We start from the raw sequence: 18,217 nt of genomic DNA, 5'->3' as shown, positions 1-18,217 counted from the left end.
GCATGGCGCGGTTGGATCTGAAGGGCAGCCCGGTTAGATCCGGAGGACGGCTCGCTTAGCGCAGCCGGCAAACCAGCACGCCATCGCCGAGAGGCACCAGGCTGCTATCGAGTTCTTCGGCCCGCATCAGCGCCTTAATGAGATGCCGTATCGCGACCACGGGTTCTTCGCGGCGCGACGGATCAGCCACTTTGCCGCCCTGGAGGGCGCCAGCCACCACCAGGAGGCCCCCGGGGCGCAAAATCCGCAAGGCTTCTTCACAGTCGCCGGCAGCCTCGAGAGGATCGCCGTCGACAAGAACCATATCGTAGGAGCGGGCCGCTAGCCGCGGCAAAATATCCGCACTGCGCCCGTTAATAATGCGTACTTTCCCGGGCCTGGCCCCGGCCCGAGCGAAAAGCGAGCGGGCCACGTGCTGGGCTTCGGACTCCACGTCAATCGTGGTGAGGTGAATATCCCCGGCCCGCAGCAGGTAGAGGCCAGAAACTCCGCTGCCCGTCCCGATTTCCACCGCGTTCGTGACCTTCGCGCAGGCCGCCAGCACGGTGAGGAAGTTCCCGCAGGCTGGGCTCACGCAGCGAATCGAGAATTCAGCGGCGGTGGCGCGGGCCGCCCGGGTAATATCCCCCTCGATAACGGCGTCTTCAGCGTATGTCCACGCCAGGGTCCGATCGGACATAAGCCTCCTCCATAACAGGGATCGTGCGCAGCAGTGTTTCTATCATAGTGCGCTGTGCCATGACGCGGGATACGCGCGCCGGGCTAGCTGGCCGGAGCGCATGCACGTTAGTCAGCCGGAGCGCACGCACGTTAGTCAGCCGGAGCGCATGCACGTTAGTCAGCCGGCGCCCCGCGCCGCGGTAGCTCTTGGATACGCGCTGCTAGGCCACGCAGAATATCACGCGCGGGGGAGTCCACCATATCGAGGACGAACGGCGTTCCCGCGTCGCAACCCTCCCGCAGCGCCGGCTCCAGCGGAATCTGGGCGAGAAGCTCGACCGAGTACCCGAGGGTCGCGCTGAGATTCGTGGCGACGAGCTGCCCGCCACCGGAACCAAAAATAGTATTTTTTGTACCGTCCGGTAGTTCCAGGTAGGACATATTTTCGACGACGCCGATAACGGTCTGCTCAGTTTGCTTAGAAACTGCACCGGCCCGTTCAGCCACGTCCGCGGCGGCAGTTTGCGGCGTCGTGACAACGAGGATATCCGCGCGGGGCAGCATCTGAGCCAAAGAAATAGCGACGTCGCCCGTTCCCGGCGGTAAATCAAGGAAAACAAAGTCCAGATCCCCCCAGTACACGTCCGCGAAGAATTGTTCGAGAGCCTTGTGGAGCATGGGGCCGCGCCACACCACCGGGGTATTCCCGGGCACAAACATACCGATGGACATGACTTTCACGCCGTGGGCGACCGGGGGGATGATCATGCCGTTGAGCTGCTGGGCGGGGGTATCCACTCCCATCATCCCGGGGATGGAAAAACCGTAAATATCGGCGTCGATGAGGCCTACGCGCTGGCCGGTGGCAGCCAGGGCAACCGCGAGATTTGCGGCGACGGAGGATTTACCAACCCCACCTTTTCCGGAGGCCACCGCGATAACGCGGGTGGGGGAGTCGGGGCGCGCGAAAGAGATCTCCCGGGTGGTGCGCCCCCCACGCAGCTTCTGCTGGAGGTGTTGCACCTGGAGGGGGGTCATGGCACCCATGGTGATGGCGATAGTACCCACGCCCTCAAGCGTGGAGATGGCTTCGCGGACTTCCTTTTCGATGACGTCTTGGCGCGGGCAGTGCACGGTGGTGAGAAGCACCGTGAGGGTGACATCACCTTCCGGGCTCACCCGCAGCCCGTGGATCATATCTAGTTCGGTAATCGGGTGGCGTAGCTCCGGGTCGATAACCCCGGAGAGGGCTTCTAGAACTCGATCCTTGGTGAGGGCAGCGGCCGCGGGTGAGCGCGGCACCGAATCGGAAACAAGATCACTCGTGGGCACCGGGCTCCTCCCTAGGGCGGTCAAGCGCGGCACGGGCGTGGTCATCTCCCGGATCAACCGGGACATCACGGGCTTCGCGCTGAGCCTTGACCGCATCGAGTTCTTCTTGCAATTCGCGGATACGTTCTTCGCGTTCGGCAGCGCGGTCAATATTGCGGTCATCAAGCTCGTGGAGCAAATCGCGCAATTCCGAACGCACAAAATCACGGGTGGCCATATCGCCGACCGCATCGCGCAAACCCGCAATTTCACGCATGAGGTATTCGGTATCCGCCAGGTTGCGATCAGCACGCTGGCGATCCTGCTCAGCGCTTACCTTATCCCGGGCATCCTGGCGGTTCTGGGCCAGCAGGATGAGGGGCGAGGCGTAGGAGGCCTGCAAGGAAAGCATGAGCGTGAGCGCGGTGAAACCAAATTCAGCGGAATCGAATTGCCATTTTTCGGGGGCCATGGTGTTCCACGCCAGCCACGCCACCACGAAAATGGTCAGGTAAACCAGGAAACTCGCGGTGCCCTGGAAACGGGCGATGCTTTCCGCGGCGCGCCCGGCAGCCTCCGGGTCCTTGCGGCGCCGGCGCCGAAACAAGCGGCTGCGGCGTTCGAGTGGTTCATTGAAATCATTAGCCACGGTTCACCTCGTTCGTCGTGGATGCGGCGGGGGTTCCCGATGCTGTGGGGTTTTCTGATGCGGCGGGGTTGCTTGTGCTCGGGTCGCTTGCGGCGAGTTCCGCGCTCGCGCTCTCAGAATCCGTGCCTTCAGAATCCGTGCCTTCAGAATCCGCGCTCTCAGAATCCGCGCCCTCCCAGGAATCATCCATATCGCGCCAATCCTCGGGGAGGAGGTGGTCGAGCACGTCGTCAACGGAGACCGCTCCGAGGAGGAGCCCCTGGTCTACCACCGGGACAGCGGTGAGGTTATAGGTTGCTAATTCGCGGGTGACCGAACCGATAGGGGCTTCCGGATCCACCCCTTCGGTATTGCGATCCAGAATGGAACCCAGCATCGTGGTCGGAGGTTCGCGCAGTGCCCGCTGGATATGTACCGCGCCCAGATACCGCCCCGTGGGAGTTTCCAAAGGCGGGCGGCACACAAAAGCCACCGCGGCCAACGCCGGCGGAATATCCGGGCGGGAGGCTGCGGCCAGGGCTTGGGCGACCGTATCATCCGGGCCGAGGATCACCGGGTTGGGGGTCATGAGACCACCTGCGGTGCGCTCGTCATAGGTGAGGAGGCGGCGCACATCTTGCGCTTCGCCTTCACTCATGGAGTCGAGGAGGATCGCGGCCGTTTCAGACGGCAGATCGGCCATGAGGTCGGCCGCGTCGTCGGGCTGCATGACGTCCAGAACGTCACCGGCACGTTCCACATCCAAGCCGGCCAATACAGTAACGCGGTCCTCATCACCGAGTTCTTCCAGGACGTCCGCGAGCTTTTCGTCCGTAAGCTCCCGGGCGACCGATTGCATACGCTCCTCGGGTAAATCACGCAAAATTTCCGCAATATCCCACGGCTTGAGATCCACCAGCTGGGAGACGATTGAAGCAGCTCCCTGGGTGTGGCTCGCGGTGGACAGGCCGGCCACTTCGCTCACCTTGAGGATTTCCGAATGGCGGGAATTCGTGCCGATTCCGCGCACATAGACCTGGGTGAGGCCCCATTCGCGCCCGCGCAGCGGTTCAATGGCCGCGTCTACGACGCTCATGCGGGTGCCGGTTTCCCGCACTACCACTTCGCGGTCAATGAGCTGGGCCATGACGAGTGTTTCCGAACTGCGCTGCTGGAAGCGCCGCATATTGAGCACACCCGTAATGATGACCTGGCCGTTCGCGATGGAGGTGACGCGGGTAATGGGCAGGAAGACCCGCCGCCGGCCCACCACATCAATGGTGAGCCCGACCGCGGATGGCACCCCTTTGACGCGGAACACCACGACGACATCGTGGACGGTACCCACCTGGTCGCCAATGGGATCGTAGACGGGGGTACCGGCCAGCCGCCCAATAAAAACGCGAGAATTTTGCGAGGTTTTCATTAGCGCTGCACCCGCGTGAACCATTCTTCGATATCAGCGATGGTCCGCGGTATATTTTCCGAGAGGCGCTCAGCGCCGTTTTCTGTGATGAGGATATCGTCCTCGATACGCACCCCGATGCCGCGGAAGCGTTCGGGAACCTTGAGGTCATCTTCGCGGAAGTAGAGCCCCGGTTCGATGGTGAAGACCATCCCCGGTTTGAGTTCCGCATCCAGGTACATATCCCGGCGGGCGGCCGCGCAATCATGCACGTCCAAGCCGAGGTGATGGGAGGTGCCGTGCGGCATCCAGCGCCGGTGATACTGGCCCTCGGGGGCCAGGGACTGCGCGGCAGTGCCCGGGAGCATGCCCCACTTTTCCAAGTACGCGGCAATAACTTCCATGGCGGCGGCGTGCACATCCTTGAATTTCACGCCGGGGGTGCCGGCCACTTCCAGGGCGCGCTCAGCAGCTTCCAGCACGGCGTTATAGACCTCTGCCTGTTCTTCCGTGAAGGTGCCGGTGACCGGGAGGGTGCGGGTGATATCCGCGGTGTAGAGAGAATCGAGTTCCACCCCGGCATCCACGAGGATGAGATCGCCTTCGCGAACCTCACCATCATTCGTCATCCAATGGAGAGTATTGGCGTGGTTGCCGGAGGCGGCGATGGTGTCATATCCCAGGCCGTTGCCTTCTTCGCGGGCGCGGGCGAAGAACGCCCCTTCCACCACGCGTTCCCCGCGATGGTGGGCAACCGCGCGCGGCAGGCTACGAATAATCTCATCGAAACCGGAGTAGGTGGCCGCCACCGCCTTGCGCATTTCCCGCACTTCAAAATCATCTTTAATGAGGCGAAGTTCGGAGAGGGCCTGGGCCAGCTCCACATCTTGGGCGGAATCCTGCGAGAGCCCGGCCGCGGCACGCAAGTCACTTACCTGCGCGGTGATCTGCTCCGATGCTTCGGCGAGCACCCGGATACTCACCTGGCCTTCCCCGAGATCCTTCGCGAGGGCATCGGGAAGATTATCCAGGGAATCGGTGGCCAAGCCGGTTGCGCGGCTGACTTCCTCCAGGGAGGGACGCGCACCCACCCAGAATTCCCCGTGGGCCGGATCCGAATAAAACTCTTCTGAGGAACGCGAGGCGCGCGGGTAGAAGTAGAGCGTGACATCATGCCCGCCTTCTTCGCGCGGATTGAAAACAAGGACCGCGCCGGGTTCTTGTTCCCCGCCCAGGCCTGTCATATGTGAGAAAGCAGAATGGGCGCGGAAGCGGTAATCGGTGTCATTAGCGCGGACTTTTGTTTCCCCGGCCGGGATAACGAGGCGTTCACCCGGGAAAAGCGCGGAAAGGGCGGCGTGGCGGGCCGGCAAATAATCTGCGACCTCTGTGCGCGGTGCCGGTTCGGGCCGGGGCCCCCAATCCGAGCCCATGAACTCCCGAAACTCGAGGTTACTGGGCTGCTGAGAACGGTTATTTCCGCGGGCGCGCAAATTTTGCTGCGCAGTATCCTGATCGTGCTGTCCCTTGGTAGTCATACCGTCCATTATCGCACCCTTTGCCGACATAAAAAGCCCCGCGAACTTTTCCCGCGCCCCGGCCGGCACCCGCGCCCCGCACCCCAGCCAGCGCCGACTAAGCTGGAGAGCATGGCTATCGATACCCACACTCATTCCACCGCCTCCGATTCCACGGTCACTCCGCGCGAACTCGTGGAGGAAGCCAGGAGTATCGGCCTGACCGGAATTGCGCTCACCGACCACGATACGGTGGCCGGCTGGGAGGAGGCCGCCGCTGCGGCGGCCTCCTGCGCCGTCGTACTTATCCGTGGCATGGAGTTGTCCACGAAATGGGAAGGGATCACCTGCCATATCCTCGGGTATCTTTTCGATCCGCATGACCGTGCGATCCAGGAGCATATCGCTACCACGCGGGCGTCGCGGCTCACTCGCACCCGGGCCATTGTGGAGAAGCTCAGCGCGGACGTGCCTATCACCTGGGATGATGTGGTGGCTCATACGCCTCCGGGGGCGACCGTCGGGCGGCCCCATATTGCCGACGCCCTGGTGGCGGCCGGCGTGGTTCCCACCCGGAGCGCGGCTTTTACCCACTATCTTTCCGTGCACGGACCCTACTATGTGTCGCATTACGCGCCGCAGGCCTGCGAGGCCATCCGGATGGTCACGGCGGCGGGCGGGAAAGCGGTGCTGGCCCACCCGGTGGCGCCCGCGCGCAATAAGGTGGTGCCCGAGCGCGCTTTTGAGGAAATGGCCGCGGCCGGACTATTCGGCGTGGAGCTGCGCCATCCGGAAAACGATCCAGCGCTGGTGCCGGGCCTGGAACGCATTGCCGAGCGTTTGCAACTGCGCGGTTTCGGGGCGAGTGATTACCACGGGCGCGGGAAAACGAATCGGCTCGGGCAGTACACCACGAGCCCGGATATTATCGCCGAGCTGGTCGACGGTACCGCGTTGCCTGTGCTAGGTTAAAACGCGCTTCACTGCCGTAGCGTTCCGGCGGGAGCCGGGTACCTGCGAGCGCCATTCCTACCCGGCGCGGGCGCGGCCGTGAAAATTTTCAGGATGTCTTTTCGATTCTCGCGGGGATGTCCTAGGATGGTGTCGTTATAAGTCCGGCTCGGTGTAAAACCGCTCCTGCGGATGTGGAGGACCTGGTCGCCGGGGAGAATCAGGAGGTACTGCCCCGTGGCCGTCTTTGATGTCACGATCTTCTTGTCCACCTTCATGACCCTGTTCGTTATCGCCGACCCGCTGGGTAACCTCCCGGTTTTCATCGCGCTCACCGCGCGTAATACCAATAAGGAACGCAATCGCGCAGCCTGGCAGTCGGTCCTCACCTCCGCGATTGTGCTGGCGATTTTCGCGGTTTTCGGCAAATACATTCTGGATTTGCTGGGTATTACCACCGCCGCCATGCAGATTTCGGGCGGTATTTTGCTGTTGCTCGTCGCCCTCCAGCTCATGCAGGACGAATCCAATCCGCAAGAAGAAGAGGCGAAGGCTTCCTCGGTGAATATCGCCCTGGTGCCCATGGGAATTCCGCTGCTGGCCGGGCCCGGCGCGATCGTTGCCATCATGATTAAGGTGGAGGAATCCGGCGATACCCTGGGCGGCATCCTCGCGATTATCGCGGCTTTTATTCTGCTGCACATCATTGAATGGGTGGTATTGCGTTTCGCTTCGCCCATGCACCGGCTCCTCGGCGAAGGCGGCACGGTGTTCCTCACCCGCATTGCCGGGATGCTGCTGGCCGCTATTTCGGTGCAGCTTATTATTGCCGGCGCGGTTTCGGTGTGGCCGGGCGCCGCGTAGGTTTTTCTTTTCCGCGCAATTCTAAAGTTCAGGCGGGCGCCTCCGGGAAATGTGGAGGTGCCCGCCTGAGCCTGTTAATCCGCCTTAGTCCAGTTTGCGGGAGAGTTTACGACGACGCCGCTGCGTTCCTGCCTGCTCGCTAGCCGCGGGAGTTTCGGCCCGCGTGCGAGGGGTGCCGAGCTTGCGGCGAGTACGCCCGGAAGTACTGCGCTGTTCTTTTTCTTCAGTACGACGACGCCCGCTTCCCGAGCGCTGCCCCTCCGTCTTCGTGGCCGTGGATGTGGCACGGCGCGATCCACGGGTCGAAGAAGAACGCCGTTCGCTCCCGCGTTCGCGCGGGCCGCGGCGCCCGCCCTGGCGGGCCGAGCGACGCTGAGAATTCCTGCGCCCGCCCCGCGAGTGCCCGGTTTCACCCAGGTCTTCAATCTCTTCGGCATCCAGACCGGCCAGCACCCGCTGGGATTCGGGGAGGGTGGAGCCGGCATCGGTGGGAATATCAAGATCGGTGTAGAGGTGATCCGAGGTGTGGTAGGTCTCTACCGGATCGGCCATCCCGAGGTTGAGCTGCTTGCTGATAAGTGACCAGCGGGGCATATCTTCCCAGTCCACGAAGGTGACCGCGGTGCCCTTATTTCCGGCGCGGCCGGTGCGCCCAATACGGTGAATGTAGATCTTTTCATCTTCGGGGCACTGGTAGTTGATGACGTGGGTGACATCGTCCACGTCAATACCGCGGGCGGCAACATCGGTTGCAACAAGCACGTCAATCTTGCCTTTACGGAAGGCCCGCAGGGTTTGTTCCCGGGCTCCCTGGCCCAGATCCCCGTGCAGGGATCCCACCGCGAATCCGCGGTCGCGCAAGGTATCGGCCAGGCGGGCCGCATTGCGCTTGGTGCGGCAGAAAATAATGGAGCGATCCCGGCCCCGGGCCTGGAGGATGCGCGCAACCACTTCGTCTTTATTCAGGGCGTGGACGCGGTAGGCAACCTGGCGAATATTTTTCACGGTGGCGCTGTCATCACCGGGAGTATGGGCGCGAATATGCGTCGGTTTCGTCATATAGCGGCGCGCCATGGTGATGACGGGACCGGGCATGGTTGCCGAGAAGAGCATGGTGTGGCGGGTAGGTGGAACGGCGGAGAGGATTTTTTCGACGTCGTCCAAAAAACCGAGGTCAAGCATTTCATCGGCCTCATCGAGGACCACGGTGCGAACCCGGCTGAGCACGAGGGTGCCGTGTTTCATGAGGTCGATGATGCGGCCCGGGGTGCCCACCACGATTTCGACGCCCTTGGCCAGCGCTTCTTGCTGGGGTTCATAGGCGCGCCCGCCGTAAATATCGACGATACGCAAGCTGCGGTGGGCGGCGGCGTTACGCAGCTCCAAAGCAACCTGTTTGGCCAGTTCGCGGGTGGGAAGCACGACGAGTGTCTGGGGCTTACCCTGATCTGCCGGCGGGATATTCTCCCAGCCTTCTTCTCCCGGACCTATCGAGACTTCGAGGAGCGGGATACCGAAACCAAGAGTTTTCCCGGTGCCTGTTTTTGCCTGCCCGATAATGTCGTGCCCGGTCAGGGCAACGGGAAGGGTGAGTGCCTGGATCGGGAACGGGTGGGTAATGCCGTGCTCTTCCAGGGCACGAACGATAGGTTCGGAAACTCCGAAATCCGCGAAAGACTTGGTTTCGAGGCCTTCCCCCGTGCCGGTGATATCCGCGGCGGGGGAGGTGTCGGTGGGTTCATGAGCGCGGGAGGAATCAATCACTCCGGAAGCCATATGCTGTCCTTTCTGCGTGCGCTAAGGCGCACGAGCTAGGGGTGGGTGCAGCAGTTGCGATATATGCCACATCAGCCGGTTATACACCGGCGACCGAGCACACCACCCGAGGTAGCAGCCGATCGCGACAATCCCCAGCGACCGGGCAGCTACACATATCAATCACGCCTGGAGGCGGCGTACACGGCCTCCAGGCTCCCGGCTATTCTACGGCACGAATCCGGCCGGGCCGCCGCGACCTCCCGTGCACCACGAATTTCCTAGAGACCGAAGCCAACCCGGCGGGTATCCTGTTCGCGGATTTCCACGAAAGCAATAGCATCGGCGGGAATGGTTACCTCACGATTCTTCTTCGCGGTAATACGCAAAGGCTTGCCTTCTCCACCCAGGCTGGCATCGACAAGCGCACGCAAGTCCTCAACCGAGGCATCCGTTTCCAAAATCAGATCGCGGGTAGTTTCACGAAAACCAATAACGATTTCCATATGTTTCTCCTTGAATACTCTAGGGATGCGGGGCCGTAAGGCACCGCCGTGAAAGAGCCTGAATAGCTCATCTTCGCGATGCTTCCGCAGTAGCGTTCGCGATGCCTCCACAGTAGCGGCCCCTTACGACAAAAAATTTTGTCGTAAGCCTCTCGTATGGTTAATCCTAACAACGCACCTGCGAAGAAAGGATCGTGGTGGACAGGATCGTCGAACAACTCGATGCCTCACAAGAGGCAGCGGTCAGCGCGGCTCTGGCACGGTCTGCGGGCGGATTAGCCCCGGGCACCCTGAGCATTATTGGTGCGCCCGGAAGTGGGAAAACCACCGTCCTCGCCCATATTGCCCGCGCGGCTCTCCATGAAGGAAATATTGCGGTCATCACCCAGGATCGGCGCGCCGCAGCACGCCTCCAGCACCTGCTCACCTTGGCGGCCGGGGTGCGCCCCGAAAACCTGGAGGTCCGTACCCTCTCTGCCTTCGCCTACGCCATTGTGCAGCGCTATGCCCAAGCCCTGGGGCGGGAAAAACCCGAATTGATCTCCGGTCCTGATGAGGATCGCATCGTGCGTGAGATTCTCAGTGATGAATACTCGGGTATCCATTTCCCCGATTTTGTTACTGAGGATGTGCGTGATCTTCCCGGATTACGCCAAGAGCTGCGTAACCTTATCACCCGCGCTCGCGAACTCGGTCTGGATGCCGGCCAGTTGGAAGCCTGGGCGGAAAACGGGAGCGTGCCCGAACTCCAAGCACAGATGTGGCGCCTGGCCGGCGCGCTTATGCGCCGGTACGATGAGGTGCGCACCTTGGGGGATGCGCTGGCAGGTTCGGCCGCTAGCCCGGATCGTCTTGATCACAGCCAGCTCGTCGGTGCGGCTACCCATATGCTCTCGGATTGGGAAGAACACCTGGCGGCAGCGGGCCGCACGGTCCCGGTACCGCGGCCCCGTTGGGCAATGGTCCTTGTTGATGATGCCCAGAACGCACCGCGGTCCATGCTTCCCCTCTTGCGGGTAATGCGCGATCAGGGAACCCGGATTATCGTGGCCGGTGATCCCGATAGCGCGGTTCAGGGATTTCGCGGCGGGGTGCATTCCCTCCCGGGTGATCTTGCTTATCCCGCTCCGCGCGGCTTGGATGCTGATCTTGTTTACCTCAACGTCCGGCATCGCGGTGGTTCCGTTCTTATTAGCCAAGCTCAGCGCATTGAGCAGGCCCTCCCGGTGGGCGGGGGTGTGCATGCCCACCGCGCTGCCGGGCCGGCGCTCCCGGATCATGGCAGCGGTCATACCAGTGGCAATGGTGACGGTGCCAGGGTGGATGCAGAAGCGGCAAGTTCGCATATATCCGATCAATTGCCCTGCGGACCAACCGATCCGTGGAATGATGCGCTGCGCGGGGCCAGCTTCGCCCACATGGAAGAAGAAATCGCCTACGTGGCTTCCTACCTGGAAGAAGTACATCTACGCACCGGTGCCCCCTACTCGCAGATGGCGGTATTTACCCGTGCGCGCAGTGAACACGGGCGGATCCGCGATGCACTCGTGCGGCGCGGAATACCGGTAGCGCCCCTGGCTAGTGATGAGCCCCTGCATCGCGAACCGGCAGTCGCCGCACTCTTTGACCTCATCCGCGCTGCCTTCACCAGCGGCCCGCACGCCTTCGCCACCCCGGAGGGCGTTGATATCCCGGCATTACTCGCCTCACCCATCATCGGAATGGACCCCCTCGAAATCAAAAGGGTAGGCAGATGGCTGCGTGCCCAAGCCCTCCTCTCCGGGCAGCGTGGCAGTGAAGCGGAACTTCTTACCGGAGCAGTCCTAGGGAGCGGTGGGCCCACCGCAGCGGAACTCGGACCTCTGCGTGCTCTACTCGCCCATATCCGGGAAGCGGGGGAGGCCTGCGCCATGCAAGCCGAAGAAGTACTGTGGGCCGCGTGGGAGGGCGCTGAAAAATCCGAAGAATGGCAACAATTAGCCCTCGGGCACGGCCCGGATGCCGACCGAGCCAACCGGAATCTCGATGCGGTTATTTCCCTCTTCCGGGTGGCACAACGCATGGCTGATCGTGACCCGGCTGTCACGGTGGATACTCTCCTGGAAGAAGTGAGCTCCCAAGAACTCCCCGAAGATTCCATCGCGCGGGGCGGGGCGGAAGCCGATAGCGTTTCCCTCCTTACTCCCGCGGGAGCCCAAGGGCGTGAATGGGATCATATTGTCCTCATGCACGTGGTGGATGGCGTATGGCCCAATCCGCGCCCGCGTGATGCCCTCACGGGTACCGGACTCCTGAGTGAACTTGTAACCGGAAGAATCGCTAGCCGTGCCAGTGCAGGCACCGAGGCCGGTGCAGGCGATTCGGCTGGAGCAGGAACTGCGGCTAGCGGAGGTGCGGTCTATCGCGATTCCACATCCACGGTCATCGCTGATGAACTACGCCAATTACATTTCGCGGTTACGCGCTCCCGGCGCAGTCTCCTCGTGACCACCACGGACAGCATGGGAGATACCCCTTCGCGGTTCTTCCCCCTGCTCGGCTTTGATATCTCGGAAAACTCAGCCGGAGCAGGTGCTAGCGCAGGCACGGGTGCAGGAGTGGGAACGGGAGTCACTAGGAGCGGTCCCAATCTTCCACGTACCGTGCGCTCGCTCAGCGATCCGCGTTGGGGTATGGCCCTTCCCCTCGGGCGCCGGCCCCTTGTTGCCCAACCGATCCCACCCGCGCTCCTCAGCAGTGAGGAAACCGTTGGGGTACTGCGCCGGGCACTACGTGCCGGGGGAGAATCCAGCGATTTCGCCCGGGTAGCTCTGGAGAAAATGCGTAGCGCCGGATTTAGCGCGGCGGACCCGCACACCTGGATGGATGAGCTCGCCACCTCAACCGAAGCAGCGGTACCCGGCCCGGTCTACGTGAGTCCCTCAGCGGTGGAATCCCTTCTTGCCTGCCCGCTTGACGGATTCTGTTCCGCGGTGGGCCTGCGCTCGGAAGAAGGCACCGAAAGCGCCTCCATCGGAACCCTGGTTCACCGCATCGCGGAAGAATTCGCTGAGGAACCACATCAGGAGCAGATGCACGCCCGCCTGGTAGAGCTCTGGCCTGAAAAACTATCCGAAACTCCCACTCATTACGACAAACTCCTCTTCGACCAAGCCAGTGACATGGTCGATAACCTCTATATCTACCTTGATTCCCACCGGGATGACACCTTGCTAGGCGTAGAACACCGGATTAGCCGTGAGCTACCCGGCACCCCGCCCGTACGGGTATCCGGTTCCATTGACCGCCTCGTCAACCGCGGGGAAGGTGCCCGGGTCATTGACCTGAAAACCGGAAAATATAAGCCCAGCGAGGCACAGGCTGAGGACCACGCCCAGCTCCAGGTCTACCAGTGGGCCCTCAACGAAAAACACACGCCTGCCGGTGCGGAACTCGTGGACGTCCACCCGCACAATTTCCTGAAGAAACAGCACAGCCCCTCCGTTCTCACCCAAGAACCGCTTGATGAGGAGAGCGCCGCTCGCGCGGAAGACCGGGTACGCAGCGCCGCCCAGATCGCGGTGAGCGGCTTCGTACCGGTCTCGCCCAGTTTGGAAGAAGCCAATGACCGGGTTCAATCCATTAGTCCCCTCACGCAAGAAGGACGGATTTTCTCATGACACCCACACCCCACGAATACGTTAAAGCACAGGCTCCAGCGGAACCCGATGCCGCTCTAGACCGCATCCTCGCCGGCCAAGAACACCCACCCACCGCGGAACAACGCCGGGTCATCACCTCCACCGCCCCGGCCATCCTCGTGGTTGCCGGAGCCGGATCGGGCAAAACAAAAACCATGGTGGACCGTATCGCCTACCACCTCGCCTGCGGCAACGTGAGCCCGGATGAAGTCCTCGGACTCACCTTCACCCGGAAAGCCGCCGGGGAACTAGCTGAACGAGTTAACACCAGCTTGGAAAAACTCGGCCTCCTTGCCCCGGAAGGAAGCAACGCGGGAAGCACCATGCGCAGGCCCGTGATATCCACCTACAACTCTTTCGCGAACGACATCGCCGGAGCCTATGGCATGCTGGTCGGAGCCGATCCCACCGCCCGCCTCATCACCGATGCCGAACGCGTCCAGCTCATGGACCAGGTCGTCAGCGCCCTGCCCAGCAGCGCTAGTACCGCGGTCCTGGCCGAACGCAGCCGCTCCAGCCTCATCAACGACGCCCTCACCTTCGCCCAAGGAATCCTCACCAACGGCGTGGAGCTAGAAGAAGCCCGCGCTTTCCTCACCGCCCAAGATCACGCCCTGGAAACTCTGTGTGCCGACTCAACACGCATCATGAGCGCGCGCTGCTGGTACCCGGATGCCTCCAAGAAATTTACCAATTTGAAAGGGGGAGCGGCAGTACCCAAACAGCAACAGGTCGTGCTCGGGCTAGTGGAGTCCTACCTGCAGCTCAAAAAAGAACTCAACGTTACCGAATTCGCCGACCAGGTCGCCATCGCCGGGCGCATCATGACCCAGTATCCCCAAATAGCCAAGGAAATCTCCTCCCGGTATCGCCTCATCCTGCTCGACGAATACCAAGACACCGACGAAAACCAGGCACAATTCCTCCTCAGCGCCCTCACCGCGAAACGCGACGGCTTCCTATCCATCACCGCGGTAGGCGACCCGAACCAGGCCATTTACGGGTGGCGAGGTGCCAGCGCCGCCGCCCTGACCAACTTCGCACGCCACACCACCCGCATTTTCGGGCACGTAGAGAAACTCCAGCTCTCCACCGCTTTCCGTAACGATAGGGCCGTGCTCGCGGCAGGCAACGCCGTCGCCACTCCCTTGGAACGCGACACGTTCCTACGCGAAGATCGCGACCACCCGAATTTCCCACCCGAATTCAGGCCCGCCCCAACAAGCGCGGGAACCGCGGGGAGCGCGGGGGAAAGTGCCGATATCGCGCCACTGCGGCTGCGTGAACGCCCCGGAGCGGGAGCCGGGCGCGTCAGCGAAATCCGTACCCTCCTTCGCGAAGACTCCTACCGGAGCATCGCCCGGCATATCCTCGCGGTACGCGAGCGGGTGGCCGCGGAAAACGAAGAGCGGCGCGCTCGCGGTGAAGCACCGCGCGGGGCCGAGATCGCCGTCCTGTGCCGCAAACGCTCCTATATCGATATGATGGCCGCCGCCCTGCGCGAACTCAACAGCCAGCTCGCCAGGGAATCTGCCGCTCACCCTGGGGGTGCCACGCCTCAGCCCCTCGCCTTTGAGATCGTGGGCGGGGAATCGCTGGTGGCGCGCCCGGAAATCATTACCCTGCGGGCCGCCCTCGGCCTGGCTGCCAACCCGGCCCGCGGCGACCTCCTCGCGCGCTTACTCGCCCACTGGAATATCGGGGTGGCGGATATCCGCGCGCTCTCGAGGTGGGCGCGTCGCTACGCGGCCGCGGCGGTCACCAAAGTCGATAGCGACGTGCGTGCCAGTTTTATTAACGACGACGCCGCACCCGGCCACGAGGGCGCGTCTGGCGCCGCGGGTGAATTGGCTACCGCGCAACCCCTTCTCAACAGTCGGGACGAAGCCAATCTGGGCGAGGCACTCCACGCGCTTATGCTCTTGGCGAGCACCCCGAGCACCCCGGGCATCCCGGGTGAGCACGCGGATGGGGATGGACATCTCGATGCGCATGCGGATGGCAACTCGGGTGAACACGGGGGCGAGTGCCCAGGTGAGCACGCGGATGCGGCGGAGCTGGCGGGAACGGGCGAAGCTGAGCTCAGGCAAGCAGCCCGATCCGCGCGCGGCGAATTCTCCAGCACTGGCTGGGAACGCCTGCGGCGCTTGAATGCCACCCTCGCATCCTTGCGTTCCGGTTTGCATAACGCTTTGGGTGATCAGATTGATCGGGCCGTTCACCTGCTCGGCCTGGATACCGCGGCCGCTACCCGCAGCGAAGGCGGGCAGCGGGTACGTACCTCCATCGACCAATTCATCTCCTTGGCCCGCACCTATGCGCACGGTGATAGCCAGCGGGGCATGCGCGAATTCGTGGAATGGCTCGATGTGGTGGAGGCAGAAGAACACGGCGGGGAAGAAGAATCCGGGGCAGATATTCCGCGGGTGGAGAGCGCGGTCGATGTTACCCCCGGGGTTATCCAATTGATGACCGTCCATGCTGCCAAAGGTTTGGAATGGCGTGACCTCGTCGTCGTACCTGAACTCGTGAAAGGCCAGTTCTCCGAAGTCACCGAAGGTGTGAAAGCTTGGCCGCGCAATACCGGTATTTTCCCGTACCCCCTGCGGACCGACTATCCGTACCTGCCCCAATTCGCACTGGCCGGCGCGCGCAATCTCGATAAAATCACTGTCGCGAATACTTACGCGCGGTTCCTTGACGAATTGGCGTACCACGAAAGTGAAGAAATGCGTCGCCTTGCTTACGTGGCCTTTACCCGGTCCACTCGGGAGCTCCTGCTGGCCGGATACTGTTTCCAAGATGATAAAGATGTGTCCGGCCGGGTACAGAAAGCAGAAAAGCAAGCGAAGAAAAACGCTGCCGAAACCCCGGCAGATGGGGGCGATAACGCGCTGGGCGTTGAAACGCGGCCTCCCTCGTGCTTCCTGAGCGCGGTGCGAGAAGCTGCCGCCCGCGGGGAGCTCACGCTGGTTGCCTCGCCAGCCACGGTTTCCTCCGTGAAACTGCCGGAAGGATTCCCGGATATTGCACCGGACAGCTTGAGCGTGGATGAGCTCGTTGACATTTTTGGCGAAGAAGTTGTGTATCCGCCGGTTCTCGAACCGGTACCGCATTATTTCGAGGCGCCCGATCTGCTTGCCTGGCCGCGTGACCTGGCCCGCAGCCTCCCTATCGAGGCGGAAAATCTCGATGCTGACCAGCGCGCCGAACTCACCCAGGTCATCGGCCGGCTCATCGCACGCAAACAGCAAGCCGAAACGTCCGAGTACACCGAGGCCGGCGGGCATTACACCGCCACCGAGCTCGTCTATCGGGCTGAACACCGCGAAGAATATCTGCTCAATAAACGCCGCCCGGTTCCCCGCCAGCCCTCGCGAGCTGCGCGTTTGGGAACGATCCTGCACGAAAAAATCGCTGATAGTTACGCGAGCGCCGCCGTGCTCAATATTGATAGCGAGGATCCGCTCGATCATGATCCCGTTCTCAGCGCGGAAGAAATTGCGCGTATGTATGAGAATTACGAAGCATCCGAATGGGCCAGCTACCCGCCCCTCGCCATCGAACAGCAACTCGGTGTGGTCATCGGGGGGCATGTTGTCCACTGCGCACTCGACGCTGTTTTCGACACCTCACAGGTACCCGGGCGTGCCCCGGTGACTATCGTGGACTGGAAATCCGGGCGGCGCCCCTACGGGGAAACGAAGGCTGCCCGGGAACTCCAGCTCGCCCTCTACCGGCTTGCCTGGTCCCGGGCCCACGGCATCCCCCTCGCGGAAATTGATGCGTCCTTCGTCTACCTGCGGGGAAATAGGGCTGAAGAATTGCGGGCTGGGAAGCTCAGCGAGGAGGAAATTCTGCTTCGTGCGGGTCTGCCCAATCAGGTGCAGTAACCGCGGTTTCCCCGGTGAGTTCATCCGCACCGCTCGCTTCGGCATCGGAAGCACTTTCTGTGAAAACCGGCTCCGATGCCGGGGGAGCGGGGAGCAAATCCGGGGCCTCACGTACATCCTCGGCCAGCGCGCCGAGCATCTGGACGGCGTCGTTCCTAATCTCCATGCTGCCCGTACGAATCCCGTACATGAGCCAGCGAATAATCGCGAACTCCGACGTGAAAATAATACGGGTGTAATCCGCTTCCCTCAGCTCAACCGAGCGCGCATTCTCATAAGAAGTAATAAAACTCGGCCACTGTTCATCATCAAGAACAAGCATCGCCGCTAAATCCCGGGCCGGGTCGCCCACGTGTGCCTCACCGAAACCGAGCACGCTTGCAACCGAGCCATTCGACCACAAGAAATTATCGGAAGCCACATCACCGTGGACAACCGTTTCTTCAAAATCCCACACCTCGTCACTATCCAGCACATCCATCCAGCGCTGGCGCAAAATTGTGGGAAGGGACGTTTCCTGATCGGCTGCCTCCAGCTCGGCGTGCACCCGCGCGCGCCACTGCCCAGCCGTATAAACAGGCAAGCCGGAGCGAGCCACCACATCCCGGTCAATGCTGTGAATCGCGGCAAGCGTGCGGCCCATCTCCCGCACTTCTTCCTCACCGAGGGCTTCGAAAACCAACGCCCGCCCAAAAGGTTCCGGGTAGACCACCGCGCGACCCCCGGTATCAGCATCAACAAAACCGGCCGGCCGCATAATATCGAAAGGCAGGCGCCCGGCCCGCAATTCTTCCAAAAGCTGGGGAGCCAGAGCCGCTTCGGCTTCTAAGGACGTAGCCGCCGTGCCATTCTGAGGAACTTTGACCATCCAGTGGCGCCCCTGAGAATCAAGGACGCACCCGGAAACAAAATCTTCCGTCTCAACAAACGGTTGGCGCGTGGAGACAATCTCGACGCCGAGAGCCCCGACGGCAAGCGCAGCAAGATAGAGCGGAGAAGTAGTCACCCCCTCAATTTATCCGAAAACTCAGCCACGTGCTTGCCTAC

Annotated in this window: 12 protein-coding genes; 4 read left to right on the top strand and 8 right to left on the bottom strand. The window is 62.1% G+C overall.

Annotation, left to right across the window (positions count from 1 at the left end):
• Window positions 1–55: 55 nt before the first annotated feature.
• The 5 genes from QP305_RS01525 to QP305_RS01505 form a co-directional block, all read right to left on the bottom strand.
• Entirely contained in the window at window positions 56–679 is a 624-nt protein-coding gene (locus tag QP305_RS01525) for an O-methyltransferase (RefSeq protein WP_284903499.1), read from the bottom strand.
• 155 nt (window positions 680–834) lie between these two features.
• Window positions 835–1,992, bottom strand: coding sequence for an Mrp/NBP35 family ATP-binding protein (locus QP305_RS01520; RefSeq protein ID WP_284903498.1), 1,158 nt, complete (start codon window positions 1,990–1,992; stop codon window positions 835–837).
• A complete protein-coding gene (locus QP305_RS01515; protein WP_087070615.1) occupies window positions 1,979–2,620 on the bottom strand; it encodes a DUF1003 domain-containing protein in 642 nt (213 codons plus the stop codon). Before QP305_RS01515 ends, QP305_RS01520 begins: the two co-directional genes overlap by 14 nt.
• A complete protein-coding gene (locus tag QP305_RS01510) occupies window positions 2,613–4,025 on the bottom strand; it encodes a magnesium transporter MgtE N-terminal domain-containing protein (RefSeq protein WP_284903497.1) in 1,413 nt (470 codons plus the stop codon). Before QP305_RS01510 ends, QP305_RS01515 begins: the two co-directional genes overlap by 8 nt.
• Entirely contained in the window at window positions 4,025–5,551 is a 1,527-nt protein-coding gene (locus tag QP305_RS01505; RefSeq protein ID WP_284903577.1) for an aminopeptidase P family protein, read from the bottom strand. Before QP305_RS01505 ends, QP305_RS01510 begins: the two co-directional genes overlap by 1 nt.
• Window positions 5,552–5,653: 102 nt before the next feature.
• Here QP305_RS01505 and QP305_RS01500 point away from each other — a divergent pair, with 102 nt between their 5' ends.
• Window positions 5,654–6,493 (top strand): PHP domain-containing protein, encoded by an 840-nt coding sequence (locus QP305_RS01500; RefSeq protein ID WP_284903495.1) that lies wholly within the window; start codon window positions 5,654–5,656, stop codon window positions 6,491–6,493.
• A gap of 216 nt (window positions 6,494–6,709) precedes the next feature.
• Window positions 6,710–7,336: a MarC family protein gene (locus QP305_RS01495; protein WP_026429521.1), complete on the top strand. Its 627-nt coding sequence runs from the start codon at window positions 6,710–6,712 to the stop codon at window positions 7,334–7,336.
• 84 nt (window positions 7,337–7,420) lie between these two features.
• On the opposite strand, the gene QP305_RS01490 is transcribed toward QP305_RS01495, so the two are convergent.
• Both QP305_RS01490 and QP305_RS01485 read right to left on the bottom strand, forming a co-directional pair.
• Window positions 7,421–9,112, bottom strand: coding sequence for a DEAD/DEAH box helicase (locus QP305_RS01490; protein ID WP_284903494.1), 1,692 nt, complete (start codon window positions 9,110–9,112; stop codon window positions 7,421–7,423).
• Window positions 9,113–9,372: 260 nt separating this feature from the next.
• Window positions 9,373–9,597: a DUF3107 domain-containing protein gene (locus QP305_RS01485; RefSeq protein WP_284903493.1), complete on the bottom strand. Its 225-nt coding sequence runs from the start codon at window positions 9,595–9,597 to the stop codon at window positions 9,373–9,375.
• 197 nt (window positions 9,598–9,794) lie between these two features.
• Between QP305_RS01485 and QP305_RS01480 the strand changes: the two genes are divergently transcribed.
• A complete protein-coding gene (locus tag QP305_RS01480) occupies window positions 9,795–13,256 on the top strand; it encodes an ATP-dependent DNA helicase (RefSeq protein ID WP_284903491.1) in 3,462 nt (1,153 codons plus the stop codon).
• Window positions 13,253–17,170 (top strand): ATP-dependent DNA helicase, encoded by a 3,918-nt coding sequence (locus QP305_RS01475; RefSeq protein ID WP_284903490.1) that lies wholly within the window; start codon window positions 13,253–13,255, stop codon window positions 17,168–17,170. The genes QP305_RS01480 and QP305_RS01475 overlap by 4 nt, the downstream gene beginning before the upstream one ends.
• On the opposite strand, the gene QP305_RS01470 is transcribed toward QP305_RS01475, so the two are convergent.
• Window positions 17,118–18,176 (bottom strand): phosphotransferase, encoded by a 1,059-nt coding sequence (locus QP305_RS01470; RefSeq protein ID WP_284903488.1) that lies wholly within the window; start codon window positions 18,174–18,176, stop codon window positions 17,118–17,120. The two genes, QP305_RS01475 and QP305_RS01470, sit on opposite strands and share 53 nt — an antisense overlap.
• Window positions 18,177–18,217 lie beyond the last annotated feature (41 nt).

The sequence above is a fragment of the Actinotignum timonense genome (genome assembly GCF_030216305.1).
GTDB classification, from domain to species: Bacteria; Actinomycetota; Actinomycetes; order Actinomycetales; family Actinomycetaceae; genus Actinotignum; species Actinotignum timonense_A.
Note: the sequence above shows the minus strand (reverse complement) of the source record. Positions and strands in the feature narration are given on the sequence as shown.

What these genes read in the sequence shown, in the direction of transcription:
- QP305_RS01525 (WP_284903499.1), bottom strand. Translation starts at nt 679, where the DNA reads ATGTCCGATCGGACCCTGGCGTGGACATACGCTGAAGACGCCGTTATC.
- QP305_RS01510 (WP_284903497.1), bottom strand. Translation starts at nt 4,025, where the DNA reads ATGAAAACCTCGCAAAATTCTCGCGTTTTTATTGGGCGGCTGGCCGGT.
- QP305_RS01505 (WP_284903577.1), bottom strand. Translation starts at nt 5,551, where the DNA reads ATGGACGGTATGACTACCAAGGGACAGCACGATCAGGATACTGCGCAG.
- QP305_RS01500 (WP_284903495.1), top strand. Translation starts at nt 5,654, where the DNA reads ATGGCTATCGATACCCACACTCATTCCACCGCCTCCGATTCCACGGTC.
- QP305_RS01490 (WP_284903494.1), bottom strand. Translation starts at nt 9,112, where the DNA reads ATGGCTTCCGGAGTGATTGATTCCTCCCGCGCTCATGAACCCACCGAC.
- QP305_RS01485 (WP_284903493.1), bottom strand. Translation starts at nt 9,597, where the DNA reads ATGGAAATCGTTATTGGTTTTCGTGAAACTACCCGCGATCTGATTTTG.
- QP305_RS01475 (WP_284903490.1), top strand. Translation starts at nt 13,253, where the DNA reads ATGACACCCACACCCCACGAATACGTTAAAGCACAGGCTCCAGCGGAA.